Origin of the sequence: Micromonospora sediminicola, assembly GCF_900089585.1 — a bacterium.
GTDB classification, from domain to species: domain Bacteria; phylum Actinomycetota; class Actinomycetes; order Mycobacteriales; family Micromonosporaceae; genus Micromonospora; species Micromonospora sediminicola.
Genome location: NZ_FLRH01000003.1, coordinates 2,831,958 through 2,857,943, shown reverse-complemented (window position 1 = coordinate 2,857,943; position 25,986 = coordinate 2,831,958). Strand labels below are relative to the sequence as shown.

24 protein-coding genes and 1 pseudogene are annotated in these 25,986 nt (G+C 71.0%); 10 read left to right on the top strand and 15 right to left on the bottom strand.

Going from position 1 to position 25,986, the window contains the following annotated elements:
- Positions 1-36: 36 nt before the first annotated feature.
- The 6 genes from GA0070622_RS13805 to GA0070622_RS13780 are packed head-to-tail and all read right to left on the bottom strand — an operon-like array spanning position 37 to position 8,693.
- Entirely contained in the window at positions 37-864 is an 828-nt protein-coding gene (locus tag GA0070622_RS13805) for a carbohydrate ABC transporter permease (RefSeq protein ID WP_245666251.1), read from the bottom strand.
- Complete coding sequence (locus GA0070622_RS13800; RefSeq protein ID WP_245666241.1) at positions 861-1,832, bottom strand: carbohydrate ABC transporter permease; 972 nt, start codon at positions 1,830-1,832, stop codon at positions 861-863. The genes GA0070622_RS13805 and GA0070622_RS13800 overlap by 4 nt, the downstream gene beginning before the upstream one ends.
- Positions 1,829-3,571, bottom strand: coding sequence for a hypothetical protein (locus tag GA0070622_RS13795; protein WP_091573662.1), 1,743 nt, complete (start codon positions 3,569-3,571; stop codon positions 1,829-1,831). The genes GA0070622_RS13800 and GA0070622_RS13795 overlap by 4 nt, the downstream gene beginning before the upstream one ends.
- A complete protein-coding gene (locus GA0070622_RS13790; RefSeq protein ID WP_218060583.1) occupies positions 3,568-4,917 on the bottom strand; it encodes a glycoside hydrolase family 125 protein in 1,350 nt (449 codons plus the stop codon). The genes GA0070622_RS13795 and GA0070622_RS13790 overlap by 4 nt, the downstream gene beginning before the upstream one ends.
- Positions 4,907-7,309: an FAD-dependent oxidoreductase gene (locus GA0070622_RS13785; RefSeq protein ID WP_091573661.1), complete on the bottom strand. Its 2,403-nt coding sequence runs from the start codon at positions 7,307-7,309 to the stop codon at positions 4,907-4,909. Before GA0070622_RS13785 ends, GA0070622_RS13790 begins: the two co-directional genes overlap by 11 nt.
- 58 nt (positions 7,310-7,367) lie before the next feature.
- Positions 7,368-8,693, bottom strand: coding sequence for an ABC transporter substrate-binding protein (locus GA0070622_RS13780; RefSeq protein ID WP_091573660.1), 1,326 nt, complete (start codon positions 8,691-8,693; stop codon positions 7,368-7,370).
- A gap of 202 nt (positions 8,694-8,895) precedes the next feature.
- On the opposite strand from GA0070622_RS13780, the gene GA0070622_RS13775 reads away from it, so the two are divergent.
- The 4 genes from GA0070622_RS13775 to GA0070622_RS13760 are packed head-to-tail and all read left to right on the top strand — an operon-like array spanning position 8,896 to position 15,327.
- Positions 8,896-10,140, top strand: coding sequence for an ROK family transcriptional regulator (locus GA0070622_RS13775; RefSeq protein ID WP_091573659.1), 1,245 nt, complete (start codon positions 8,896-8,898; stop codon positions 10,138-10,140).
- 29 nt (positions 10,141-10,169) lie between these two features.
- On the top strand, positions 10,170-11,897 hold the full coding sequence (locus GA0070622_RS13770; RefSeq protein ID WP_091573658.1) for a glycosyl hydrolase family 28-related protein: 1,728 nt from the start codon (positions 10,170-10,172) through the stop codon (positions 11,895-11,897).
- Positions 11,898-11,923: 26 nt separating this feature from the next.
- Positions 11,924-13,375, top strand: a complete 1,452-nt coding sequence (locus GA0070622_RS13765; protein ID WP_091573657.1) for a sulfatase family protein — start codon at positions 11,924-11,926, stop codon at positions 13,373-13,375.
- 38 nt (positions 13,376-13,413) lie between these two features.
- Complete coding sequence (locus GA0070622_RS13760; protein WP_141684563.1) at positions 13,414-15,327, top strand: golvesin C-terminal-like domain-containing protein; 1,914 nt, start codon at positions 13,414-13,416, stop codon at positions 15,325-15,327.
- Positions 15,328-15,464: 137 nt separating this feature from the next.
- Here the strand turns inward: GA0070622_RS13760 and GA0070622_RS13755 are convergent, their stop codons facing one another.
- From GA0070622_RS13755 to GA0070622_RS32860, 3 genes are read right to left on the bottom strand one after another with little or no spacing between them, the layout of a single operon-like run.
- Positions 15,465-16,541, bottom strand: a complete 1,077-nt coding sequence (locus tag GA0070622_RS13755; protein WP_091573655.1) for an FUSC family protein — start codon at positions 16,539-16,541, stop codon at positions 15,465-15,467.
- A gap of 23 nt (positions 16,542-16,564) precedes the next feature.
- A complete protein-coding gene (locus tag GA0070622_RS13750) occupies positions 16,565-16,768 on the bottom strand; it encodes a hypothetical protein (RefSeq protein WP_091573654.1) in 204 nt (67 codons plus the stop codon).
- Between the two features lie 33 nt (positions 16,769-16,801).
- Positions 16,802-16,972, bottom strand: a complete 171-nt coding sequence (locus GA0070622_RS32860; protein WP_218060635.1) for a hypothetical protein — start codon at positions 16,970-16,972, stop codon at positions 16,802-16,804.
- Here GA0070622_RS32860 and GA0070622_RS33700 point away from each other — a divergent pair.
- From GA0070622_RS33700 to GA0070622_RS13735, 3 genes are read left to right on the top strand one after another with little or no spacing between them, the layout of a single operon-like run.
- The gene (locus tag GA0070622_RS33700; RefSeq protein ID WP_218060582.1) at positions 16,937-17,131 is read left to right on the top strand and encodes a DUF2795 domain-containing protein; all 195 of its coding nucleotides are present in this window, start codon (positions 16,937-16,939) and stop codon (positions 17,129-17,131) included. The two genes, GA0070622_RS32860 and GA0070622_RS33700, sit on opposite strands and share 36 nt — an antisense overlap.
- A 4-nt stretch (positions 17,132-17,135) precedes the next feature.
- Positions 17,136-17,423, top strand: coding sequence for a DUF2277 domain-containing protein (locus tag GA0070622_RS13740; protein WP_091573653.1), 288 nt, complete (start codon positions 17,136-17,138; stop codon positions 17,421-17,423).
- A gap of 53 nt (positions 17,424-17,476) precedes the next feature.
- A complete protein-coding gene (locus GA0070622_RS13735; protein WP_176710469.1) occupies positions 17,477-18,565 on the top strand; it encodes a CapA family protein in 1,089 nt (362 codons plus the stop codon).
- A gap of 48 nt (positions 18,566-18,613) precedes the next feature.
- Here the strand turns inward: GA0070622_RS13735 and GA0070622_RS32025 are convergent, their stop codons facing one another.
- Positions 18,614-18,832, bottom strand: coding sequence for a hypothetical protein (locus GA0070622_RS32025; RefSeq protein WP_176710468.1), 219 nt, complete (start codon positions 18,830-18,832; stop codon positions 18,614-18,616).
- Positions 18,833-18,871: 39 nt separating this feature from the next.
- On the bottom strand, positions 18,872-19,681 hold the full coding sequence (locus GA0070622_RS13730; protein WP_091573651.1) for a hypothetical protein: 810 nt from the start codon (positions 19,679-19,681) through the stop codon (positions 18,872-18,874).
- Positions 19,682-20,181: 500 nt separating this feature from the next.
- Here GA0070622_RS13730 and GA0070622_RS13725 point away from each other — a divergent pair, with 500 nt between their 5' ends.
- From GA0070622_RS13725 to GA0070622_RS13715, 3 genes are all read left to right on the top strand, one after another.
- On the top strand, positions 20,182-20,553 hold the full coding sequence (locus GA0070622_RS13725; protein ID WP_091573650.1) for a hypothetical protein: 372 nt from the start codon (positions 20,182-20,184) through the stop codon (positions 20,551-20,553).
- 113 nt (positions 20,554-20,666) lie between these two features.
- Positions 20,667-21,950 carry a Na+/H+ antiporter NhaA gene (nhaA, locus tag GA0070622_RS13720; RefSeq protein WP_091573649.1) on the top strand — a complete coding sequence of 428 codons (1,284 nt, stop codon included), beginning with the start codon at positions 20,667-20,669 and terminating at the stop codon, positions 21,948-21,950.
- 72 nt (positions 21,951-22,022) lie between these two features.
- Positions 22,023-22,469, top strand: coding sequence for a CBS domain-containing protein (locus tag GA0070622_RS13715; RefSeq protein ID WP_091573648.1), 447 nt, complete (start codon positions 22,023-22,025; stop codon positions 22,467-22,469).
- A gap of 3 nt (positions 22,470-22,472) precedes the next feature.
- Here the strand turns inward: GA0070622_RS13715 and GA0070622_RS13710 are convergent, their stop codons facing one another.
- The 4 genes and pseudogenes from GA0070622_RS13710 to GA0070622_RS13695 all read right to left on the bottom strand — a co-directional run bounded on the left by GA0070622_RS13710 (position 22,473) and on the right by GA0070622_RS13695 (position 25,953).
- A complete protein-coding gene (locus GA0070622_RS13710; protein WP_091573647.1) occupies positions 22,473-23,762 on the bottom strand; it encodes an ArsB/NhaD family transporter in 1,290 nt (429 codons plus the stop codon).
- Positions 23,763-24,030: 268 nt separating this feature from the next.
- Positions 24,031-24,201, bottom strand: a pseudogene (locus tag GA0070622_RS33695) (cation:proton antiporter); the annotation flags it as partial.
- 863 nt (positions 24,202-25,064) lie between these two features.
- Positions 25,065-25,334, bottom strand: coding sequence for a hypothetical protein (locus GA0070622_RS13700; protein WP_091573645.1), 270 nt, complete (start codon positions 25,332-25,334; stop codon positions 25,065-25,067).
- Positions 25,335-25,338: 4 nt separating this feature from the next.
- Entirely contained in the window at positions 25,339-25,953 is a 615-nt protein-coding gene (locus tag GA0070622_RS13695) for a superoxide dismutase (RefSeq protein WP_091573644.1), read from the bottom strand.
- Between the last annotated feature and the right edge of the window lie 33 nt (positions 25,954-25,986).

The window sequence follows — 25,986 nt, the reverse complement described above, 5'->3', positions numbered from 1 at the left end:
GTGACCCCGGCGCGGCGCGGTGCGGTGCGGTGTTGGTCAGCCCTTCACGCCGCTGGCCGCGATGCCTTCGACCAGCCGCCGTTGGAAGAACGTGAAGACCACGACCGCCGGCAGCAACGCCACCGTCGACATGGCGAACATGGCTCCCCAGTTCGAGGAACTGGTCGCGTCCAGGAACGTGCGCAGCCCGATCGGCACCGTGGCCCGCGCGGGGTCGTTGAGGTAGATGAGCTGCGTGAACAGGTCGTCGTAGGTCCAGATGAAGGTGAAGATGGCCGTGGTGACCAGCGCCGGGGTCAGCAGCGGCAGGACGACCCGCCAGTAGATGCGGATCGGGCCGCAGCCGTCGACCTCGGCGGCCTCGTCGAGTTCCCGCGGGATCGAGCGGATGAACTGCACCATCAGGAAGATGAAGAACGCGTCGACGGCGAGGAACTTCGGGACGATCAGCGGCAGGAACGTGTTGATCCACCCGAGCGCGCGGAACAGGCCGTACTGCGGGACGAGCGTCACGTGGTGCGGCAGCATGATCGTGGCGAGCATGATCGCGAAGAGCACCTTCTTGAACGCGAAGTCCAGCCGGGCGAACACGTAGGCGGCCATCGAGCAGGCGATCATGTTGCCGACGACGGCGCCCGCGCAGACGAGCAGCGAGTTGGTCAGGTACCGGCCGAAGCCGACCTCGCCGGCGCCCCGCCAACCGGTGGTGTAGTTGTCGAGCGTGGCGGGATCGGGCCACAGCCCCCGACTGGTGAAGATGTCCTCGCCGCGGCGCAGCGAACTCGCCACGAGCCAGAGCACCGGGTAGAGCATGACGGCCAGCCCGAGCAGCAGCACGCCGTGGGTGAGCAGACGAGGCTTCACTTGTCACCGTCCGTGTAGTGGACCCAGTAGCGGGACGTGATGAAGGCGACCGCGGTGAGCGCGCCGATGATGCCGAGCAGCACCCAGGCCATCGCGGACGCGTAGCCCATCCGGAAGTTCGCCCAGCCCTGCTCGTAGAGGTAGAGCGTGTAGAGCAGCGTCGAGTCCAGCGGGCCGCCGGTGCCGCCGGAGACCACGAACGCCGGGGTGAACGACTGGAAGGAGCCGATGAGCTGCAGCACCACGTTGAAGAAGATGACCGGGGTGAGCAGCGGCAGCGTGACGCTGCGAAACCGCCGCCAGGTGCCGGCACCGTCCGCCTCGGCGGCCTCGTACAGCTCGCCGGGGATCTGCTTCAGGCCGGCGAGGAAGATGACCATCGGGGATCCGAACTGCCACACCGCGAGCACGATCAGCGTGCCGAGGGCGTAGTCCGGGTCCGCCACCCAGGCAGGCAGGTCGGTGAACCCGAGGGCGCCGAGCAGCGAGTTGACCAGGCCGTCCCCGCCGAAGATCTGGCGCCACATGACGGCGATCGCGACGGACCCGCCGAGCAGCGACGGGACGTAGTAGACCGCCCGGTAGAAGCTGAGCCCGCGCAGCCCTCGGTTGAGGGCCAGTGCCACGCCGAGCGCGAAGGCCAGCTTGACCGGCACCGACACGGCGACGTAGATCGTCGTCGTCCACAGCGACGACAGGTAGCGCGGATCGTCGGCGAACATCTCGACGTAGTTGTCCGCGCCGATGAACACCGGCGGGTTGAGCACGTCGTACTCGGTCAGCGACAGGTAGAGCGAGGCCACCATCGGGCCGGCGGTGAGGCCCAGCAGGCCGACGAGCCAGGGGGCGAGCAGCAGGTACGCCGCCCGGTTGTGGCGGTGGCGCCGCCGGGATCCGCTCCGCCCGGCCAGCCGCGGCCGGGTGGAGTCGGGCCTCGGGCGGGCGGCCCGCCTCGTCAGGAGCGTCACGGCAGGAACCCCCCGTCGGCGAGGATGCGGGCGTACCGGGCGACAGTCGACGGCAGGACGTTGCGCCGCTCCCCCGCCTCCCCGGTCGAGGTGAACCAGTCGACGACGCGCATGAACCGGCCGCCGTGCCGCCAGATGTAGGGGGCGAAGGCGATCACGGGGGCGTCGAGCGTGGCCAGCACCCACCCGGGCCGCATCGGCGCCACGTCCTCGCGCAACTCCTCCGCCGTGGTGATCCGCACGAACGGGGAGGCGTGCGCCACCGACCGGGCGCTCTGGTTGACGACCACGCAGCCGTCGGTGCGCCGGACGACCCGGTTGCGTCCGGGGCGCGCGGACGAGACGACGTACGACAGGCCCGCCGACTCGATGGCCGCGTAGACGGCGTCGGATGCCGGGGCGAACGTGTCGAGGTCGGTGTCGCAGAAGGCGTAGTAGCCCGACGGGGTCTGCCCCGGGCCGGCGATCGACCGGATCTCGTCGAGGGCGGCGGCGCAGTGCTCGGCGAGGGCCTCGGGCGGGCAGTCGAACTCGGCCAGCACGCCGCGGCCACCCGAGTGCAGGACGGGCTCCACGAGCCCGCGCACCCCGCCCCGGTCGACGCCCGCGGCGAGCAGCTCCCAGGTCTGCGGGGCGGTGCGGTACCGCGCGGCGTGCACACCGACGCCCATCTTGAGGCCGGTGGCGCCGGCCAGGTCGAGCAGGTTGAGCATCGACTCGTTGTGCGCGATCTCGCCGGAGTGCCACATCATGGCGGTCAGCACCGCCCCCTGCGCGGCGAGGTCGCGCAGCTCGTCGTCGGTGTACTCGCCCTCGTCGCAGGCCGGGGCTGGCGACCACGGCTGCGGAGTGTCCGCGAGCACCGGGAAGGCCGGCCGGTTCGGCTCGGTGATCTGCATGCACACCCCGTGTCGCGACCAGGCGAAGAGGTCGCCGTCGCCGGTCTGTCGCCCGATCAGGACGGGGTCGCCGACGTCGAGCGCGAGCGTGGCGGTCTGCTCGGCGATCGCGGAGGTCTCCTCGGTGTACGGCGAGAAGCGGACCTCCGCCGGAGGCAGCGGACGCGCCGGGGCGAAGACCGCGACCCGTCGCTCGCGGACGAGCCGGGGAAGCTGCGCGAGGACCGCGACCGGGTCCCCGAAGCAGACGCCCTGGGCGGTTGCCCGGTGCCGGTCGGCGATCCGGAGGGTCACGCTGCCCAGATCGTCGCCGTCGTGCCAGGTGTCGACGACGGCCGCGCCGGGCACGTCGGCGTAGGCGGCGAGCACCGACCGGCCGGCGGGCAGGTCCGCGCCCACCGGGAAGCCGAGGACGTCCCGGCCGGCGACCTCCGGCACCAGGTACGGCGCCAGGTCGCCGACGGGCCCGACGAACACCGTCGCCGGTTCGCTCCGGCGCAGGTGGGCGTACGCCTGCGCGTACAGCTCGCCGGGGTCGTGCGCCCGGGCGCCCACGGTCAGGCCGAACGCCCGCACCGACGAGTCGAACACCGCCGAGTGGCCGAGGGTGAACACGGTGACGTCGTGCTGCGCACACAGCTGGTTGAACTGGGTGTGGTGGCCGCCGCCGAGCACCGTCGACCCGGTCCGGGCGAACAGCGAACCCTCCCGTCGGCTCTCGAGGTAGGCCTCGAACAGCGCCCCGGACTCCCGAGCGAGGCGGCCCAGCGTGGCACCGACGTACGGCGCGGCCGGATCGTCGGCGGCGCTCAGGAACAGCCACAGCGGCGTACGGGTCACGGCCGGTCACCTCCGGGCACCGGCAGGCCCGCGTGCAGCAGGCACAGCTCGGCGAAGAGCGAGTTGGCCCAGGCGAACCAGGGCCGGGTGTAGTCGGCGGGATCGTCGACGTGGAACTCCTCGTGCATCAGGCCGGTGTCCGCGTCGCAGGCGGCCAGGGTGGCCAGCAGCGCCTCCCGTTCGGCCGGGTCGGTCGCGGTGAGGCCCTGCATGGCGAGCGCGATCGGCCACACCCGGGACGCGTCGCCCTGGTGGGGGCTGCCGATCCCGGCGGCGTGCCGCCCGGCGTAGTAGTACGGGTTGCCGGGGCTGAGCACGAACGCCCTGGTGGCCGTGTACAGCGGGTCGTCCGGCGCGCACCAGCCGAGGTAGGGCAGGGACAGGAGGCTGGGCACGTTCGCGTCGTCCATGAGCACCGCGCCGCCGAGCCCGTCCACCTCGTAGGCGTAGATCCGCCCGTGGTCCGGGTGCGCGACGACGGCGTGGTCGGCCAGCGCCGCGCGGATGCGGGTGGCGTGGCCGCGTGCCCGCGCCGCGAGCTCCCGCCGGCCGGGCTCGTCGGCTCCGGCGGAGAGCAGCTCGGCGAGCCGCCGCCCGGCGACCGCCGCCATGGCGTTCGCCGGTACGAGGAAGTGCCGCTCGCACGGGTCGTCGCTCGGGCGGAACCCGGACCACAGCAGGCCGGTCGGTGCGGTCGGGGTGCCCCGGCCCGCGCGGGCCAGCCCTTCGCCCGCGCGGTAGAAGGTGTATGGCGAGTCGCGGTCGTGGTCGACCTCGGCGTCCCACACCTCGAGGATCCTCGTGGCCGCCGCGACGAAGTCGGCGTCCAGGTGGTCCGTTCGGCCGGTGACCGCGTGCACGTCGGCGGCGAGCAGCACCGGGTAACACAGCGAGTCGATCTCGTACTTGCGCTCCCAGACCAGCGGGGTCATGGCGGTCAGGTCGGACGGGTCCCACGTCGCGCCGTTGGCGGTCTCGTTGAACGCGTTGGCGTACGGATCATGTCGGATGTAGCGCCATTGCCTGCGGACGACGCCGACGAGAAGGTCCGCGAAGTCGTCGTTCTGCCCGGCGAGCAGCAGGTACGGCCGGACCTGCGCCGCGGAGTCCCGGAGCCACATGGCGGGGATGTCGCCGGTGATCACGTAAACGGTGCCGTCGTCCTGCGGCCGGACCGTGGTCTCCAGCGTGTTGCGGAACGCGGCCCGGAAGAGCCGCGCCGCCCGGGGCAGGGTCGGGGACAGCCGGTTGGCGACCGCGCCGGCCACCTCGTCCAGGGCGTCGAGCATCCGCCGCGGCACCTGGGGGCCGGCGGGCGGCGCGGTCGGGTCGGTGTCAGTCTGCATGGACGCGAACCTCGAAGATGCGGGCGCCGAAGGTGGCGGTGTCGTCGTGCACGGCGTGGATCTCGACCCGTACGGCGGTGGTGGTCACCGGCGCGTGCAGTCGCACCACCCGGTGCCGCTGGATGTTGCCGGTCTCCCGGTGCAGTTCGGTCCACTCGCCGTCGACGAGCGCGGCGAGTCGCCAGTCGCGGGCGCACTGCGGTGCGCGGTAGAAGCCGGGTCGCTTGTCGCAGCCCGCGTCCAGGTCGGTGTCGAAGCTCAGCCGCACGTGCCGAAACGTCACGGGCTCCGGCCAGTCCAGGCGCAGCCACTCGGGATCCTGGCCGATCGGTGCCGACGCCCACAGGTTGGGCAGGTCCTCGGGCCAGGCGGCGCCGTTGACCGCGTACCGGGCCTCGTAGGGCCGCTGTTCCGGGGTGAGGCGCAGGCCGTGCGCGCCCTTGCGGAACTGTCGCCACAGCTCGTACGCGGGCAGGTCGACCTCGGCGGGCGACAGGCAGTCCAGGTGCGCGTTCTTGTCCTCCGGCCCGCCGGGTGAGACGCACAGGTACTGGGCGACCGTGCCGACGGGCATCGGCGTGGCCGTCGCCCAGGCGACGTCGGCCGTCGCGGGACCGCCGGCGCGCAGGATCACCCGGTGCGGCCGGTCCGGGGTGACCGCGGCGTCGAGCGGCACGGCCAGCCAGCCCTCGTGGCCGGGAGGCACCCGCAGCATGGCCGACGCGACGGGCTTGCCGTGCTCGCGGTCCCAGATGCGCTGCAGTTCCTCCAGCTCGACGGTGACCTCGGTCGCCGTGTCGCCGGTGTGCCGCAGGTAGACGGCGACCTCGTCGACGCGCCCGGTGGTCAAGGGCACGACCTGGGCGCGGTCGGTGTCCAGCGGCTGCCAGCGGTGCTTGGTGTCGGGCAGGCCGATGGGGTCGGGCAGCGCAAGTGGGACGCTGCTGCTCGCCGTGACGTTCGCGGTGCGGGCCAGGTCGGTCGGGTCGGTGTTGCGGACGCCCAGCAGGCGGGCGTCGTGGCGCAGCAGGTCCTGCCGCAGCGGCTGGATGTACGGGCCGTCCGGGTCGGCCAGGGCCCGGGGCGTCACCCCGTGGCGCAGGGCGTGCGCGGCGGCGAGCCCGACGGCCTGCCCGGCGGCGGCGAGGGTCTGCTGCACCCGGACCGGGCCGAGGGCGATGTGCGACACCGAGTAGATCCGCCCGGCGAGCCACAGGTTCTCGACGTTGCGGCTGTAGAACGCGCGCAGCGGCAGGGAGAACGGCACCACCCGGATGTAGTCGCTGTAGCGCTTGTCGATGTTCTCCCGTTCGCCGGGGGCCTCGCGGTTGTTGATGCCGCCCTTGATGTGCAGGTCGATCCACCAGCTGGCGTAGGCGACGCCGTCGGGCCAGCGTCGGTCCGCGTGGCAGTCCTGCTCGGTGACGGTGACGTCGCCGACGAAGCGGCGGGACTCCCGCTTGCCGGGGATCTGGCCGATCCACTCCAGGACGTAGTTGGTGAACCGCTCCTTCTCGGGGCTGTGGTTCTTGAGGTAGTTCCAGACGCCGAGGACGTGGCGGTGCAGCTCGTCGCGGATCGCCTCGTAGTCGTCGATCTGGTGGAACGGGTTGTTGACCTCCAACCACCAGTAGCCGCCGAACTGCTCCTTCTCGATGTGGTAGAGCCGGCGGTCCATCACGAAGTCGTCCGGGGAGGTGTACCGCGCGATCCACGCCGGCGGGGTGTAGGGGGCCGGACGGTCGATCTTCTTGGCCCGCATGGTGATGGTGGAGCCGAGGGTGGTTTCGTCGGCCTCGGCCGGGGCGAGCGGCTCGCCGAAGGTGGCGCGGGACTCGCGGCCGTAGCGGTGCTCGGCGCCGGCGAGGCTGCCGACGGTGCCGTCGCCGCTGGCGTCGACGAACTGCCGGGCCCGCAGCAGCAGTTCCTTCTCGCTGCCGAGCTGGCTGCCGTGCACGGCGACGACGCGGCGGGTGTAGCGGCCGTCCGGCTCGGCCAGGTCGTCGGCGAGGACTCCGCGGACCGACGTGTTCATGAACGTGGTGAGCAGCGGCTCGCTGCGCGCGGCCTCGAAGAGGGTGAGGTCGTACAGGCTGTTGATGAGGCCGTGGTCGAAGAAGGACTCGTGGTTGGTGGCCCGGTCGGCGAGGATCAGTTCGTGCACGATGCCGGTCTCGGCGCCCCAGGCGGCCCCGTGGGAGGCCCCGTGCGGCACGACGCGGACTTCGCTGGAGGAGTTGCCGCCGAACATCGGGCGGTCCTGCACGATGGCGGTGCGGGTGCCGCCGCGGGCGGCGGCGAGCGCCGCGCAGAGGCCGGCGAGGCCGCCGCCGACGACGACCAGGTCGAAGGTGTGCTCGTCGAAGTCTTTCCGGTGGGGCTGGGGTGTCATCGATCCGATCCCTCCGGCGGCCGGCCGCGCGGCCGGCCGCCGTGTCGTTGCGGGCAGGTCACTTTCCGACGGCGGCCTTGATCTCGGCCACGAACTTCTTCGCCGCCTCCGGGGCGGTGGTGCGGCCGAACGCGACCTCCTCGGCGTTGCGCTTGAGGATCTTGCCGGTCTCGCTGCCGCCCTTGGGTACGCGCGGCGCCGGCGCGAGCGGCTTGGCGAGGATGGCGTTGGTGTGGGCGATGAGGGCCTTCTCGGCGGGGGCGAGCTCGGTGCCGATCGCTTTGAGCGCGTTGGCGTTGGGCATCGCGCGGGTGAAGCCGAGCGCCTTGGCGACCTCGGTGTCGTTGATGAACGTATTGATGACGTCGACCGTGCGGTCGACGTTCTTCGTGCCGCGGGGCACCGACCACAGCGCCGACGGGCGGGCGTAGTTGCCGGGGTTGCTGCCGGAGACGGCGTCGGGCATGGGGGCGAAGGCGAGCGTGTGCTTGGTGATCCCGGACCACACGCCGAGCGTGGTGGAGAACTGCAGCGCCAGGGCCGCCTTGCCGATGACCAGGGGGTTCGTGGGGTGGTCGCCGTTGTTGTGCGCGGCCTGGACCTTGATGTCGACGCAGGCGCCGCTGCGGCGCAGCTTCTCCCAGTACTGGAACCACTCGGTGACGTCGGCCTCGGTGGCGGCGACCGAGCCGTCCGGTGCGAAGATGCCCGGCCGGCCGCGGTGGAACAGCCAGACCAGCAGCACGTGGTCGTAGGCGCTGGCGTCCTCGGTGCCGGCGACCTTGCCGCCGCCGGCCTGGCTGACCGTGAGCGCGAAGTCGGCGTAGCTGTCCCAGTTCCAGCTGGTCGGTGCGGTCAGCTTCAGCGACGCGAGCGCGGTGGTGTCGACCATGACGGCGGGCACCAGGGTGCCGAGGCTGACGCCGTAGACCTTGTCGGCGACCTTGCCGTTGGCCTGGTCGACCTGCGGCAGGGCCGACAGGTCGAGTCCCCTGCCGACGTGCTTGCTGAGGTCGGTGAGCGCGTTGCGCAGGGCGAAGTCCGACAGCTGCGGGTCGAAGTTCATCTGCACGATGTCCGGGGCGCCGCCGCCGGAGATCTGCGTCGACAGCTTGTCGAAGTAGCCGTCGAAGCCGCCGTACTCGGTCTTGATCGTGGTGTTCGGGACCTTGCCTTGGATGATCTCGAAGGCCTTGACGGTCCGCTTGTGCCGGTCGTCGCCGCCGAACCAGGCGGCGCGCAGCCCGACCGCTCCGTCGGAGCCGGCCTCAGAGCCGCCACCGCAGGCGGCCAGCGCGCCGCCGGTGGCGATACCGAGGGCGCCGCCGGCGGCGGTGCGGAGGAAGGATCGCCGGGAGAACCCGGACGAGGTGAACGAGGGCATGGTGGCCTCTTTCAGGCGGATGCAAACGTGGAATGGGGGATTTTCCTTCGTTCAGTGAAGCAAATATGAGGCAGGGGCCGCGCACCGTCAAGAGGTCGGTCGTCATCCGTCGGCAACGTGTGCGTAACGGCGGGGACGTTCCGCTCTTGACGGCACCGGCCCGCACCGTCATATTTGCTTCACCGAAGAAAAGGGGGATCCCGTGGCCGCCACGAGACCGGGCAGCAAACGTCTCCTCCGAGACATCAACCGCCATCTCGTGCTGCAACTGATCGCGGAGCACGGTCCACTGTCGCGCACCGACCTCGCCCGCCGCGGTCAGCTGACGGCCAGCACGATCACCCACATCGTCGCCGACTTCGCCGCCGCCGGCCTGATCACCGAGACCGCCGCCGTCCGCGCCTCGGCCGGGCGGCAGCCGGTCCTGGTCGACCTGGCCCCGCAGACCGGTCATCTGGTCGGCATCAAGCTGCGCGACGACGACATGACCGTCGTCGTCGCCGACCTGCGCTGCAGCGTCGTGCACGCCTTGGAGGCACCGGTGGCCCCCGACGCCGCCCCGCGCGAGGCCGTCGAGATGATCTCCGCCGCGATCGAGAAGGCGGTACGCGAGGCCGGCGTCCCCCGGGAGAGCCTGCTCGGCGTCGGCGTCGGCGTTCCCGGCGTTGTCGACGCCGCGCGTCGGCGCATCGTGTTCTCGCACGCTCGCGGATGGCGCGACGCCGACATCGGCGGCTGGCTCGAGTCCCGCCTCGGTGTGCCGGTGTGGATCGACAACGTGGTCAACACCCTCGCCATGGGGCTGAACCGCTTCGGCGCGGGCCGCGACGCCGGCGACTTCCTCGTCGTCACGGTCGGCCGTGGCATCGGGCTCGGCGCCGTCCTCGGCGGCGGCCTGTTCCGCGGCGCGCACGGCGCGGCCAGCGACTTCGGCCACACCACAGTGGATGCCTCCCCGTACGCGCCGCACTGCAACTGCGGTAAGCGTGGCTGTCTGGAGGCGGTTGCCAGCGACTACGGGATCGTCCGCGCGGTCCTCGGCCACGACCCCGGCCTCACCGTCGAGGACCACATCGACGCCATCGTGGACCGGGCGCGCTCCGGTGACGAGCGGCTGCGGGAGCTGTTCAGGCGGGCCGGTGAGAGCCTCGGCGTCGCCATCGCCAACCTCATCAACCTCTTCGATCCGGCCCTGGTGCTCCTCGCCGGGGAGGGCCTGCGCGCGAAGGACCTCTTCCTCGACCGGCTGCGCGCCGCGGTGCCCCTGCACACCCCGGGCCACCGGCCGGACGAACTGTACGTCGAGTTGCTCGACGTGACCGACCAGGACTGGGCCCGGGGCGCCGCCGCGATCGTGCTGCACGAACTGCTGCGTTCGCCGGTCTGGACGAGCGACCGCCCCCCGCTGATCCACCGGCTGCTGCCCGAGGCGGCCGCCACGGCCTGAACCACCACTCCTCACCCCCGGAGGACGACATGTACCGACGCTCCCTGCTTCGTGCCCTCGCGGCGACCCCCCTCGCCGCCGCGGTGCCCGCCGGCACCGTTCTCGGCACGGCCTCCCCCGCCGCCGCCGCGCCGTGGCGCAGCTCTCTTTACCCGACCGGCTGGACGCCTGGATACCGGCAGAACCCCGCCGATTCGGCGAAGTTCCTGCACGACTTCAGCTACGCGGGCTACCACGAGGGCCGGGACCCGATCCCGACGAATCCGTCCTGGGCCTCCCGGGTGTACGACGTACGAACGCGGTTCGGGGCGGTCGGCGACGGCGTCGCCGACGACACCGTGCCGATCCAGAAGGCCCTGGACGCGGCCGCGGCCGACGGCGGCGGCACGGTCTACCTGCCCGCCGGGACGTATCGCGTGAGCCCGCAGGGGTCGAACCCCTACACCCTCTGGCTGCACAGCTCGCGGACGATCCTCAAGGGCGCGGGATCGAGCAGCACCCGGATCTACAACGCGGCGTCGGTCATGCGCGACCCGGGCGCCGCGTTCGGCAAGAATGTCATCCGGGTCGGTCCGGTCGCGAATCGGCTCGCCTGGGACGACTGGTGGTACGGGGCGGAGACAAACGTCAAGGCCGTCACCGCAGCCGTCGGGCACCAGGCCACCGTTCTTCCGGTGGCGAACACGGCGGGGCTGGCCGTCGGCGACTGGATCGTGGTGCGGTGCAGCGTCACCGACCAGTTCATCGCCGACCACGCCATGACCGGCTACTGGGACCAGGCCGTCGTCGACGGGCAGCGGGTCGCCGGCGGCCTCGTGTTCTACCGCCGGATCACCGCGAAGACCGCCACCAGCGTCACCGTCGACATCCCGCTGCGCTACCGGCTGCTCCCCAGCTGGAATCCGCGGATCTACACGGTGTCGTCGCACCTCGGCGAGGTCGGCGTGCAGGGCATCTCCATCGGCATGCGGCAGAACACCACACCCGGCACCGGCGACGAGCAGTTCGACGAGCCGGGAACCGGGGCGTACCAGATGCACGACGCCTCGGTCATCTCGATGGACCGGGTGGTCTACGGCTGGGTGCGCGACGTCAAGACGTTCCGCCCGCAGGGCAACACCGCCGACGTGCACATCCTGTCCAAGGGCATCGAGCTGGTCGAGACCCGCAACGTCACCCTGCAGGACGTCTACGTGGCCAAGCCGCAGTACAAGGGCGCCGGCGGCAACGGCTACCTGGTGCAGTTCGTCAACGCGCAGGAGAACCTGCTCACCAGCTCGACGATCGACCACGGACGCCACAACGTCACGTTCGACCGGATGGGCTCCAGCGGCAACGTCGTGCACGACTCGACCCTGCGGTTCGGGCGCCTGCCCAGCGACTTCCACCGCTACCTGTCACCGTCGAACCTGTGGGACTCGATCACCTTCGACGGCGACTGCCTCAACGCCGTCAACCGAGGCCACGCGAGCCTGCACGCCGGGCACACCACCAGCCAGTCGGTGTTCTGGAACGTCACGGGCGGGGCTGCCAGCCCCGCGTCGCGGTACCTGATCGAGACCGCCCAGCACGGCTACGGCTACGTCATGGGCACCAGCTCGACCGGCACCGGCTACCACACCGTCACCACCGTCGCGGTGACCTTCACTCCCGGCTCCAACCCGCAGCCCACCGACGTCGTCGAGGGTGTCGGCGCCGGGGCCACCCTCGAACCACGCTCGCTCTACGCCGACCAGCTGGCCCGCCGGCTCGGCTGAGACGTCCGGCGCGAAGGAGAAACACCATGGCCAGCCGTGACCCCGACCGCCCCAACGTCCTCGTCGTGCTCTCCGACGACCAGGGCACCTGGGCGCTGGGTAGCCGCAACCCCGAGATCCGCACACCGGTGCTCGATAGACTGGCCGCGGACGGGATACGTCTCGACGCGTTCTTCAGCGCCTCACCGGTCTGCTCGCCGGCCCGGGCGTCCCTGCTGACCGGGGAGATCCCGTCCCGGCACGGCGTGCACGACTGGATCCGTGACGGCAACACGGGCGCCGGCGCGACGGACTTCCTGCGGCGCCGGGCCACCTACGTCGACGTGCTCGCCACGGCGGGCTGGCGGTGCGGCCACGTCGGCAAGTGGCACCTCGGGGCGAGCGACCAGCCCCGGGAGCCGTACGTGCACTGGTGGGCGCACGAGAAGGGAGGCGGCGGGTACCACGGCGCGACGATGTACCGCGGCGTGGCCGACGCCGACGGCGGCGAATGGACGGGCGCGACGCGGGAGACCGTCGAGGGGTACCTCACCGACGCGCTCGCCGACGAGGCGGGCGTGTTCCTCGACGCCGAGGCGCGGCGGGCCGAGCCGTTCCTGCTGCACCTCAACTTCACCGCGCCGCACGTTCCCTGGATCGACCAGCACCCCCGGGCCTACACCGACCTCTACGCGGACACCCCCTTCGTCTCCTGCCCGCAGGGGCCGGACCACCCGTGGCGGCTCGACTTCAGCCGCGAGATGGACGCCGCCTACGAGAACCCGCGCGACAACCTGATCGGCTACTTCGCCGCCACCACCGCCATGGACGCCGGCATCGGACGGGTCCTCGACCGGATCGACCGGCACGGCCTGCGCGAGTCGACCCTCGTGGTGTTCCTCTCCGACAACGGCTTCAACTGCGGCCACCACGGTCTGTGGGGCAAGGGCAACGCCACCTACCCGGCGAACATGTACGACACGTCGGTGCAGGTGCCCGCGATCGTCGCCCAGCCGGGCCGAGTGCCGGGCGGGCGGGTCTCCGACGCCCTCGTGTCGGGCTACGACCTTCTGCCCACGCTGCTGGCGTACACCGGGGTCGCGGTGCCCGGCTCCTACCGCGGGCCCGGCCGCAGCTTCGCGGCGCTGCTCACCGGCGACACGACGGGCACCCAGGGCCACGTCGTGGTGCACGACGAGTACGGGCCCACCCGGATGTTGCGCACCCGCGACTGGAAGTACGTGCACCGCCTCCCCGACGGACCCCACGAACTGTACGACCTGGCCTCCGACCCCGACGAGGCCACCAACCTCGTCGACGATCCCCGCCGCAGCGGCCGGGTCGCCGAGCTACGGGGCCTGCTCGACGACTGGTTCGAACGGCACGGCGAACCCGCCGTCGCCGCCGCCGGGCTCGCCACGACCGGCGTCGGGCAGAACGCCGACGGAACCTTCTGGCCGCTGCCCCCCGGCGAGCCCCGCTGGCTCCACCGCACCTGACCGCACCACCCGGTACCTCCGACCCCAAGGAGACCCCCGTGGGACGATTTCTGCGGCGCGCCGTGCTCGGCGTACCCATTCTCCTCACCGTCCTGCTCACCGGCGTGCCCGCGCGGGCGGCCGACCCCGTCGCGACCCTGGAGTGGAACGACGTCCGGCAGAACGTCGAAGGCTTCGGCGCCGCCTCGAACTTCTTCGTCCGCTACCTGGACGCCCTCACCCCCGGCCAGCAGAACCAGGTCTTCGACGCGCTGTTCGACGGCTCGGCCGGCGCGGGCATGACCATCGTGCGGCACGAGCCGTGGGGCGGCGGCTGCGACGGTGACGAGGCCGTGCGCTGCCCCGCCGACCGGGTCGGCACCAAGCCGAACCCGCTGTCGCACTCGATGCGAGCCGGCGAGTTCGAGTTGAACTGCCCGAACACGCCGGACCCCAGCGGCCGGTGCCAGCCCGGCCGGTTGCGCGACCACTACCAGGTGTGGTTCCACCAGCAGATGGCGCAGCGCCAGCCCGGCGCCCTGCCGTGGCTCAACTACCACAACGCGCCCGAGTACATGAAGGCCGTGCCGTACGACAACTCACCGGTGCGCCAGGACCAGTACCAGGCGTTCGCGAACTACCTGTCGCGGACGGTGCAGGCGTACCGCAGCCAGCTCGGCGTCCCGGTCGCCATCCTGTCGATGGCGAACGAGCCGCCGCTGTCCTACGCCGACAAGACGGTGTGGAGCCACGCCGACCTGAACAGGTTCACCCGCGACTACATGGTTCCCACGCTGGCCCGCGACGGGGTGGACGTGGACCTGATGCTCGCCGAAGACGTCAGCTTCAGCGACGTCAACGACGCCATCTACAACGACCCGGCGACAATGGCGGCCATGGACATCCACGCGACGCACGCCTACAGCGGCGGCGCCGACGGCGGCTGGCAGACCCAGCCGCTCAACAACTGCCAGTCCGCACCCCTGCCGCGGGCCAAGAGCGCGGGCAAGCGCATCTGGATGAGCGAGTGCACCCCCGGCCCGACCACGACCCAGCAGGGCGTGCGCAACGCCCGCCGCATCCACGAGTTCTTCACCGGAACCCAGGGCAACGCGTGGGTGTGGTGGCGCTACGTGACCGGTGACGACAACGCCACGCTGCCCGACGCGCGCGGCGGCCTCGTCACGATCAACGACAAGACCGGCGCGTACGAGATCGGCAAGACCGTGTGGACGACCGCCCAGTTCAGCCGGTTCGTGCGTCCGGGCTGGAAGCGGATCGACACGACGCCGCAGCCGACGACCGGCGTGTACGTGTCGTCGTACAAGGACCCGACGACCGGCCGCTTCGCGACAGTCGTCGTCAACGAGAACACCACGGCGGCGAACGTCGACCTCAAGCTCTCGGGTGTGTCGACGACGTCGCTGCAGCCGTACCGCACCTCGGCGACCGAGAACGTCGCCTGGCGGCCCGCGGTCGCCGTCACCGGCGGCACCGCCATGCTGAACCTGCCTGGCCAGTCGGTGACCACCTACCTGGGCTCGGGCAGCTACAGCACCGCCACCGAGGACGTCGTCGACAACGCCTCGCCGCTGTTCTCGAAGACCGGCACGTGGACGGCGAGCACCGGCGCCTCCGGCTACTGGGGCACCGGTTACTGGCACGACGGCACGACCGGCGCCGACACCGGCAAGACCGCCACCTGGACGTCGCCGATCACGACCACCGGACGGTACGAGGTGTATCTGCGCTACACCTCCGCGCCGGACCGGCCCGACGCCGCCCCGGTTGAGATCAACTACGCGGGCGGGGTCACGACGGGCCTCACTGTGAACCAGCGCACCGGCGGCGGCACCTGGAAGCTGCTCGGCACCTGGCCGTTCGCACCGGGCAGCGGCGACCACGTCAAGATCAGCGCCGCCGACGCGGGCTACACCGTGGCCGACGCGGTGCGTTTCGTCAAGGTCGGCTGACCCCCGACCCATCCGCACCAATGGGCCGGGGCGTCCCCGCCCCGGCCCGCCGGCCGATCAGCACCGTCCGCGCATCGTGATGAGCCCGCTCCAGCATCTCAGTCGTCGTTGATTGGCCGCGCCCGACGCCGGCACCGTCAGTCCTGGCTCGGGAGGCCGGCCCGGCGATTGGCGTCCGGCCGCTGCACCCCCGCCGCCTGCATCAGCGCGCTGAGCGCCACCCGCTGCTGATAGATCGCCACCCGGCCGGCGAACCGCACGTCGCCGGCCGCGGCCCGGTCGACCTCGCGGACCGCCTGCTCGGCGCAGGCGAGGCCACGATCGGGGTCCCGGTCCGTGATGAAGTCGCGGTGCAGCAGCCGCACCGCCTGCCCGAGGTGCTCGATCGATGCCGCAAGGCCGTTCGGCACCGGCTCCCCGGTGCGCAGGACGCGCAGCGCCCACCGCACCATCTCCCGACTGTCGGCGTACGCCCGGTCGAGATGCTCGGCCACGTGCTGGTAGCGCTGGACCACCGAGCGGCGACGGCGGCGCCAGGGTGACAGCCTGGCGACCTCTCGAGCGGCCCCGAGGATGCCGAAGCCCTCCTGCTTCGACTGCTCGACGGCGCTCAGGCGCCCCAGCGCCTCGGTCAGCCGCACGTCGTCCTCCTCGGAGAGGGCCGTGGCGGCGGCGGTCAACTGGGTGGTGAAGGCGTCCAGGGTCGTGCCCGCGGCCCGGCGCACCACGCGGACCGGATTCAGCGGCAGGAGCAGCAACGCCACCACGACGGCGGTCAGGCCACCGACCAACGCGTTGAGGGTTCGCGGCACGGCCAGGTGCTGGTGCAGTGGCGAGACGGTGCCGAGCAACACCGCCGTGCTCGCGGCCTGCACGATGATGGCTCCGCTGCCGCGGAAGGCGACCGCCGTCGAGATGGCGAGGGCCACCACGAAGCCGGTCTGCACAGGCCCGACCCCGATCAGGTCGATGATGACCTGCCCCACCAGCACCCCGACGATCACCCCGCCGATCAGCTCGGCGGTGCGCCGGACGCGGTTGCCCAGGGAGGCCGCAACGGTGCCGACGGCGGCGGCCGGCGCGAACAGCGCCTGCTTGGCCTCCAACACGTCGTGCGCGACGTACCACGACAGCCCCGCGGCCAGCCCCGCCTGGAGGGCGACGACCAGGTAACCCCGGAGCCGGTCGTAGGTGTCCCGGCCCAGTCGCCGCATCCACGGCCGGGGCCGACCGTTGATCAGGCGTCCTTCCGGGGCGGGTCCGGGTGCTGCCCGTCGGTGCCCACGGGCTCGGACTCGCCGTCGCCGGGGACGTAACGCGAGGTGAGATGCTCCTCCGGCTGCCCGGCCTGCGCCACGATGTGGTGCGGGTCCCCGTCGGACGAGAACAGCACCGGGTCGGTCGTGGCGCTCTTCTCCTGCTCGTCCGCCGCTACGGTCATCAGCTACCTCCTCCGCCCAGTGACAGACCGCTCTCAAGGTACGAAATTTCGGGCGGTCCGAGCGGCGGAATCCGCGAGATCGCGCGCGGTGTACCGGCCGGTCCGTTGGGTTGCCCGGCGATTGTCCGCACCGACCGCGCGGACGTCGAGCAACTGCCGGAGGATCTCGTGCTTCTGGTCGACCGGCAGGACCTCGTCCGCCACGCGCGGAGGTGGCCCGCCGACGAGGAAGTCCTGGGTGGCTTGCGACGGCTGCCCGATGTCACCCTCACGACGCGGAGCGAGGTGACCAACCGGTGGGGCCCGATGCTCAGGCCGCGACGGTCGCATGTCCGCCGATGTCGGTCCGGCCTGGCATGGTAGGGGGATGTGCAGAAACATCCGCGTGCTCAACAATTTCGAGCCGCCCGCGACCGAGGACGAGATCGGGGCCGCCGCACTGCAGTACGTGCGCAAGGTCAGCGGCACGACGCGACCGTCGGCGGCCAACGAGGCGGCGTTCGACGAGGCGGTCCGGGTCATCACGGCGGCGACCCGGACCCTGCTGGACGGCCTCGTGACGAAGGCGCCTCGTCGTGACCGCGAGGTGGAGGCCGCCAAGGCCAAGGCACGCGCGGCCGAGAGGTACGGGCCCCGGGCCACCGCCTCGAACTGACGGCCCCGGACACCGCATCGCGGGGTGACACGCGCAGCGCGTACCCTCAGCGCGTGTCCCGCAGGACGGCGCGTTCACCGCTGGCGGCGCTGACTGCGGTCGCAGTCGGCGTCGGCCTGGTCGGCTGCGGTTCGACCGGCCCGGCGCCGCAGTGGCGCGAGGGCTCGACGGGTCCGACCGCGGTGACGTCCGGCACCGCGACCGCGCCGCACGCCCCGCGCGAGGTCCGGCTGGCCTTCGCCGGTGACGTGCACTTCACCGGCCGCACTCTCGGCCTGCTCGACGATCCGGCTACGACCTTCGGACCGATCGCCTCGACGTTGCGCGACGCCGACGTCACGCTGCTCAACCTGGAGACGTCGGTGACCGACCGGGGCACCCCCCAGCCGAAGACCTACCAGTTCCGGGCCCCCAGGACCGCCTTCGCGGCGCTGCGCGCCGCCGGGGTCGACGCGGTGTCGATCGCCAACAACCACATCCTCGACTACGGCCGGCAGGGACTCTCGGACACCCTCGACGCGGCGGCGGAAGCCCGGTACCCGGTGTTCGGCGCCGGCCGCGACGCCGACGCGGCCTACGCGCCCTGGTTGACGACGGTACGCGGGCTGCGGATCGCGGTGCTCGGCATGTCGCAGGTGCACGACCTGGCCGAATCGTGGCGGGCGACGGACATCCGGTCTGGGGTGGCCATGGCGTTCGATCCCGCCCGCGCCACCGCCGCGGTGCGTGCGGCGCGCAAACAGGCCGACCTGGTCGTCGTCTTCATGCACTGGGGCGTGGAGGGCAACTCGTGCGCGACGGTTGAGATGAAGACGTTCGCGCAACGGTTGTCCGGGGCCGGCGCGGACATCGTCGTCGGCGCGCACGCGCACACGCTGCTCGCCAACGGCTGGCTGGGCCAGACCTACGTGCACTACGGCCTGGGCAACTTTCTCTGGTACAGCACCTCGCACAGCACCGACTCCGGCGTGCTCAAACTGGTCGTCCGCGACCGGACGGTGGTGGAGAGCCGCTTCGTCCCGGCGACGGTCTCCGGCAGCGGCCAACCGGTTCCAGCCACCGGGGCGGACAAGCGGCGCATCCTCGACAAGCTCGCCGCCGCGCAGGGGTGCACCGGTCTGTCGGCCCGGCGCCCTGGATAACGCGGCCGTCGGCACACTGCCCGCCGGCGACGTGGCGTCACAGGTCGGCTACCGCTGCTGGGAAAGCCGTTCCGCGAGGGTCGCGCGCAGGTCGTCGGGCATCCCATCGGTCTCGACCAGCTCGAGCCCGATCTGATCATCCTCGACGAGTTCCAACGCTTCCGAGAGCTGCTCGACGACAACGGCGGCGAGGGCGCCGGACTCGCTCAGCACCTGTCGACTACCGGGACGCCGCCGCTGGGTGATCACTCCGCGTGCCTGCACCATACAGCACAGGCACCGTGACGCGGTAATCGGCTCGAGCGCTCAGCTCGAACTCCAGATCGTCACCTCGGCGGCGTATCCGTCGTCGCCGTCGCGCCGTAGAACCTTGATGAACACGATCCGCCCCTGGTTGGTCTCCAGGCACACCCGGCTGCGGATGTCGATGCTCACGGTCCTCACTCCGTGGGTCTGCAACCGGCCGGCACAGTCGGCGCGGGAGGGCCCGGTCCGGCCAGGCCAGAGCACCACCGCCCTGCCCCAGAACCTGGTGTACACCGAGCCGTTCAGATAGCCGTCCGAGCCGAGATCGGTGCTCATGTTCCCGCGCGCCGGGGGTTCCTGGTCGAAGTCGCGTGGCGTGCTGTCGAGGCGGATCTCGTCCTTCCACAGCGCCACGTCGGCGATGGGACTGCCCGGCAGGGCGGTGGCTGGTCGCCCGGGGTCGGATGTCGCCGGGCTCGCCGACCGACCGCCGGCGGCCCCGTCGTCGGAGAACGTCGTGACGGCGTAGATGATGCCCCAGGACGGTACGACGCAGAGCACGACGACCGCCAGAATGACTATCAGTGCGACCGGCGTGGTGGCTCGGCCGGATGATTTCCTCAGGGTCGAGGTGCCGTGTCCGGGATACGACGCCGCATCGATCGGCGGCTGACGCCTGGCTGCACGAATGGTGACGATGAGCGCTATCACCGCGACGACGGCGCCGACCACACTGGAGACCTTGTCTGCCTCGTCCAATCCTGACAGCACGATGCTCCTCGGTAGTCGATCGCTGAGCCCATCGTCGACGACGGCCACCTCGCAGAGGTTCGCGCGAAGCGTGAGACGTACCTCCACCATCGACGCCATCGACTCTAGCCTCGGTCTGATGCGGGCCGAGCAGATCTCCGATCCGGTCTCCGGGCACGGCGAGGGGCCGGTCTGCCCGTGCGAGGGGAATGGCCAACCCCGTCCCGCAGCCGACGTCCAAAACCCGGGCGCCGGGCCGCAGACCAGCCGCCGCGACGCCCGACCTGCTCGGTTGACAGGACGATCCAGCGAGATCAGGTCATCCAGGCGAGCCACGAAACGATAGCGGCGCCGCTGCCCCGTCACCGCGCCCTCGTCGGGCCCGGGCACGAGAAGGCGACAAAGGTCAATCCGCTGTGGGCCATGCCGCGCCGCGCACCCCTGGTCTCCACTGCGGGTGCGCCACGATAGCCCGAACGAGACGTCATGCATCCCTACCTGCCAAGAGAACCGCGTCCACGAGCAGTGCGGACTTCTGGGGCGGGAAGACCGTATCGTTGGAGCCAACTTCCTGGCCGTCGCAGCGTGGCACCGGCTGGGCACGAGGAGAGACTGAGGCCGTGGACGTTGCTGACGAAGCGGAGATTCACCGGGTCGTCCTGATCCGAGATCTGGGGGCCGGTGCGGTCGGTGTCGTGGTGGCTTCGTTCGCCGCGGCGGTGGTCTTTCCTCCGGAAGACCCGGTGGGACGCGTGCTGGTGATGGCGGTCGCCTGCGGCCTGTTGGCGACGGCGCTGAGCGACTGGCGCGCGTCACTTGCCGTCGCAGTCGTGGCCGTCGGCGTGTTCGTCGGTTTCCTCGCCGACAGCGCGCCGCCGGTTCCGTCTCCGTGGGGCTTCACACCAGTCTTCGTGGTGGCCGTGGTGTTGGGTGTGGGCAACAGGTGCCTGCGCGCGCTGAGGCGCAGGGACGAGGGGCACCGCCGGTCGTAGCTCGCGGCGAACGTTTCAGGCGTGGCTGCCGCCGGTACGATGGGTTCCGGTGCGCCGCGAAGTCTGGTCGGCAGATGGCTCCGACCTGTCTCTCCGAGAGGTGCTCGCCTGTGATGTCCGGCCCGCAGTCACCCCCTCGTGTCCTCGGCCGCGGTTCCTGGGCCGAGGCGAGTCGCATAGCCGAGGTGCTGCGCAAGGAGACGATCGGCGGGGCACTGCTGCTGATCGGCGCCGCTGTGGCGCTGTTCTGGGCCAATTCCCCGTGGGCTCACCGCTACGAGTCGATGACGGCGCTTAGCGTCGGGCCTCCCGCGCTGCACCTTGACCTCTCGCTGGCCACCTGGGCGGCCGACGGGCTGTTGGCGATCTTCTTCTTCGTCGCCGGTCTCGAACTCAAGCGCGAGTTCGTCGCCGGCGACCTGCGTGATCCGCGCCGAGCCGCGGTCCCGGTCGCCGCCGCGATCGGAGGCGTACTCGTGCCGGCACTGCTGTACGTGGTAGTGAACTCCGGTGGCGCGCTGGAAGGCTGGGCGGTACCGACCGCCACCGACATCGCGTTCGCCCTCGCCGTATTGGCGGTGATCGGCCGGCACCTGCCGACCGCGCTGCGCACCTTCCTGCTGACCCTGGCAGTGGTGGACGACCTGCTGGCGATCGTCATCATCGCGGTCTTCTACACCGCCCACCTGTCGGTACTGCCGTTGCTGGCCGCGGCACTGCCGCTGGGCTTGTTCGCGCTGCTGGTGCAGCGGCGAGTGCGCTCGTGGTGGCTGCTCCTGCCACTGGCGTTCGCGACCTGGGCGCTCGTGCACGCCTCCGGCGTGCACGCCACCGTCGCCGGGGTGCTGCTCGCCTTCGCCGTCCCGGTGCTGCGTTCCAGGGACACCGGGCCAGGGGTGGGTCTGGCCGAGCACTTCGAACACCGATTCCGGCCGATCTCGGCCGGCGCCGCGGTGCCGGTGTTCGCGCTGATGTCCGCCGGGGTGGCCGTCGGCGGGCTCGACGGCCTCGCGCAGGCGCTCACCGACCCGATCGCGGTGGGCATCGTGCTCGGTTTGGTCGTCGGCAAGCCGATCGGCATCCTCTTGGCAACCTGGCTCGTCGCCCGGTTCACCCGGGCTCGGTTGGACTCAGGGCTGGCCTGGATCGACGTGACCGGGCTGGCCGTGCTGGCCGGCATCGGTTTCACCGTCTCGCTGCTGATCGGCGAACTCGCCTTCGGTATCGGCAGCGACGCTGACGACCGGGTCAAGATCGCCGTGCTGGCAGGCTCCCTGATCGCCGCCACCCTCGCCATGATCATCTTGCGGGTACGGAATCGCGCGTACCGGCAGATCTACGAGGCCGAGCGGGTCGACCACGACCATGACGACGTTCCCGACGTCTACCAGAGATAGGTTCAGCGCGAGTGGAGCCGCCCATGCGACATCGGTGCGATCAGCGCGTTGCCCCGGGCGTATCGTCGGGGCATGCGCGCTAGCGATGTGGCGATCTCCATGGACACCGTCACCGAGGACATGCCGGCCCGAGAGGCCGCCCGGATCCTGGCCGCGCAGGATCTGCCCGGCCTGATCGTGGTGGACACCGCAGGCCGCCCGTCGACGGTGCTGGCCGGCACGCAGGTGCTGCGGATGGCGCTGCCGTCCTACTGTCAGGACGATCCGGCGCTGGCGCGGGTGATCGACGAGGCCGCCGCCGATGTGGTCCTGGCAGGGATCGGTAACCGCACCGTCGCGGACCTGCTCCCCCGCAACCGTCCGGGCCTGCCGGCGGTCAGCGCCGACGCCACCCTGCTCGAGGTCGCCTCGGTGATGGCCCGGACGAACGTGCCCCTGGTCGCGGTCGTGAACCGCGACCAGGTGATGACCGGCGCCATCACTCTTGATGGGCTGCTCGACCGGATCCTCGGCACCTGAGCGTCAGAAGAACCGCAACCACAGGTAGGGCACCGCGATCGCCACCGAGATCACGGTCACGATCAGGCCGTACTTGGTGAACCCCCAGAACGTGATCTTGTGGCCGGCACGGTCGGCGATGCCGAGCACCACCACGTTGGCCGAGGCACCCACAGCAGTGGCGTTGCCGCCGAAGTCAGCGCCGATGGCGAGCGCCCACCAGAGCACCTGAGCCTTGTCGAGCCCGCCCTCGGCGTTCACCAACTCGCTCACGATCGGGCTCATCGTCGCCACGTAGGGGATGTTGTCCACGATCGCCGACAACCCCGCCGAGGCCCACAACAGCAACATGGTGGCCGGCCACAGCTTGCCCTCGACGGCCTCGGTCGCCGACCGGGCGATGCCGTCGATCACCCCGGTGGCGACCAGGGCGCCGACCATGACGAACAGGCCGGCAAAGAACACCAGCGTCGGCCACTCGACGTCCTTGGCCACCTCTCCCGCGTCCAGCCGGGACAACACCAGCAGCAACAGTCCGCCGAGCAGAGCCACCACCGACGGTTCCAGGTGCAGCACGGTGTGCAGGCTGAACGCTAGCAGCACCGCGCCGAGGACCACCAGGCTGATCACGACGAGACGGCGGTCCCGGATCGCGTCCGCCTCGCGCAGCGCCATCACCCGCGCGGCACGCTCGGCGTCATACCGAAACGCCCGGCGGAACATGATCCGGCACAGGCCGACGAAGACGACGATCACGATCAGCACCAACGGGGCCATGACGTTCAGAAAATCGGTGAAGCTCAACCCCGAGCGGCTGGCGATGATGATGTTCGGGGGGTCGCCGACGAGAGTGGCCGCGCCGCCGATGTTGGACGCCATGACCTCGGCGATCAGAAACGGGATCGGTGGCACGTCGAGCCGCTCGCAGACCAGCAGCGTCACCGGCGCCACCAGCAGCACCGTGGTGACGTTGTCCAGCGCCGCCGACACCACGGCGGTCACCACCACCAGGATCACCATGATCGGGAATGGACGGCCGCGGGCCTTCTTGGCGCTCCAGATCGCCAGGTACTCGAACAGGCCGGTCCTTTTCAGCACGCCGACGATCAGCATCATGCCCAACAGCAGGAAGATGACGTTCCAATCGATTCCCGCCTCTTCGGAGAAGAAGGCGTGCTCGGCATCGGTCGCCCCGATCGCCAGCATGATCGACGCACCGCCCACCGCCACCGTTACCCGGTTGATCTTCTCGGTGGCGATCAGGACGTAGGCGGCGGCGAACACCGCCACCGCCATCCAGGCCAGGGTGCTCATGGGGCGTCTCTCCGGTTCTGGTCAGCCGTCACCGCGACGCCGACCAGGCTTCCCGGCACACCTGAGATCAACCTATCAGGCCGGCCGGTCAACCACCGTTCTGCACGGGTTCCTCGCCTTCGGGCCCTCGGGGTGGTCGACGCGCGGCGCTGCCCGACGTCGGAGCGTCAGTGAGGTCACTGTCGGGCACGGCACCGTCGCCGCCAGCGGACGTGGTGCGGTCCTTGCCGGGCACCGGACCAGCTCGCCGCGCCGAACTCACCGTCGCGCGTCGGGCCCGGCGGATCCGGCGCAGCACGCCATGCCAACCGGGTGTCTCGCCGGCATCGTCGAGAGCCCTGGCGACCAGGACGTCGGTCGAGGGATGTGCCAAGATGGAGAGGACGATGGTCGGCGCTACCAGGTGGAACACCTCGTCGGCGGCGGTGATGCCGGACTCGTCGTCGCCCGCCGGCTGCACCCCGGCCCAGGCCGCGCGAAGGTGAGCAGTCCCACGCGCTCGCTGCCGCAGTGGCAGCGATCTACCAGGAGCGCGACGTCCTTCTCGCGCGAATCCTCGGCGCTCACCGACTCTGAACCCGCATGGCCCGGCGTCCCGGGTCGGCGATGATCGTGCCGCCCTCGCTGCCTCTTGCAGGGCAGCCCAGATGGCGCCACGCCTACCCGCCAGATTCCACTGCCACGAGGTCAGCGCCGGGTCCGCCGCAGCAGCCGATGTGAGCGACCCACGCAAAGATCGTCGGCGTCCGCTCCCGGTAAGCGGCGTTGTAGCGGTGGCGACCTTCGAGTAGGTGGTAGGCGCCCGCATATCGAGGGTCACTGAACTGCTCGAATCGCGGCCCACCTGGTACATGCACAAAGACGATCGCCGGCAGCCGAACCCCAGCCCGGATCGCACGGCGGAGATTCTCAATCGTGGCGATCCCCTCAGCGTCATCGGGGTGCCGTCGAGATTCTCCACCGTCGAGTCGTGATGGTGGTCAGGCACCTCAGCGTTCAACGCCTCCAAGCTCCACCACGCAGCGTTCGTCTCCATGCTGGCGCAGAGTACGGGCAGCAACGAGACGGGCTCGTGACGCGGTGACCAGACTGCAGGGTGATCGTTCTGCTCGGCACAACGTGCACAGCGTCGTAGGACGGAAGGATCAGTCCACGATGTCCCTATGCGACCTCGAATCTTGTTCAAGCCGTAGGCCTAGCTGCTGCTGCGGGCCTGCCGTAACGCCGATGAGGGTTACCGTTCGGCGCCTGCCGCTGACAGGGTCCTCGTCGCGGGTGGTGCGGGCGTCGAGGACCCTGCGCTTAGCTTCCCTCGACTGGTGGCTGGCTCGCCGTGGCGGCGACGAGTAGGGACAGCTCCCGGACCAGGTCGTCCATGGACTGGCCGCTGCCCGCCCGGACCAGCCCGAGGGCCAGGTCGGCGAGCAGGTAGAACCCGAGGGTGCGGGCCTGCTCGCCGGGGAACGCGGCGAGCAGCTCCTCGGCGCCGGCGAGGTCACCGCGGTGCTTGGCGGCGATGACCCCGGCGGCGCGTTGAAGGAGTTCCGCCGTGGCGGGGGTGGTCTGATCCACCGGGTCAGATCTTCGGGCTCGTCGCGCGGGCGGCGTCGAAGCGGGCGATCACGTCGGACCAGTTGACCAGGTTCCACAGCCGGTCGACGTAGTCCGGGCGCACGTTGCGGTACTGCAGGTAGTAGGCGTGCTCCCAGGCGTCGAAGACCAGCAGCGGCGTGGCGCCCTGGCCGACGTTGCCGTGGTGGTCGTAGACCTGCTCGACGATCAGCTGCCGCCCGAGCGGCTCCCACGCCAGGACGCCCCAGCCGGAGCCCTGCACGCCCTTGGTCGCCGCCGAGAGCTGACCGGCGAACGCGTCGAACGAACCGAAGTGCTCGTCGATCGCCGCAGCCAGCTCACCGTCCGGACGGTCGCCGCCGTCCGGGGACAGGTTGCCCCAGAAGATCGAGTGCAGCACGTGCCCGGAGAGGTTGAACGCGAACGTCTTCTCCAGGCCGACAAGCGTGGCGAAGTCGCCCTTCTCGCGGGCCTCGGCGAGCTTCTCCAGGCCGTCGTTGGCGCCCTTGACGTACGCCGCGTGGTGCTTGCTGTGGTGCAGCTGGAGGATCTCGCCGGACATGGCCGGTTCCAGCGCGCCGTAGTCGTAGGGCATGTCGGGCAGGGTGTAGAGCGCCATCAGAGGTTCCTTCCGGTGATGCTGCCGTAGTTT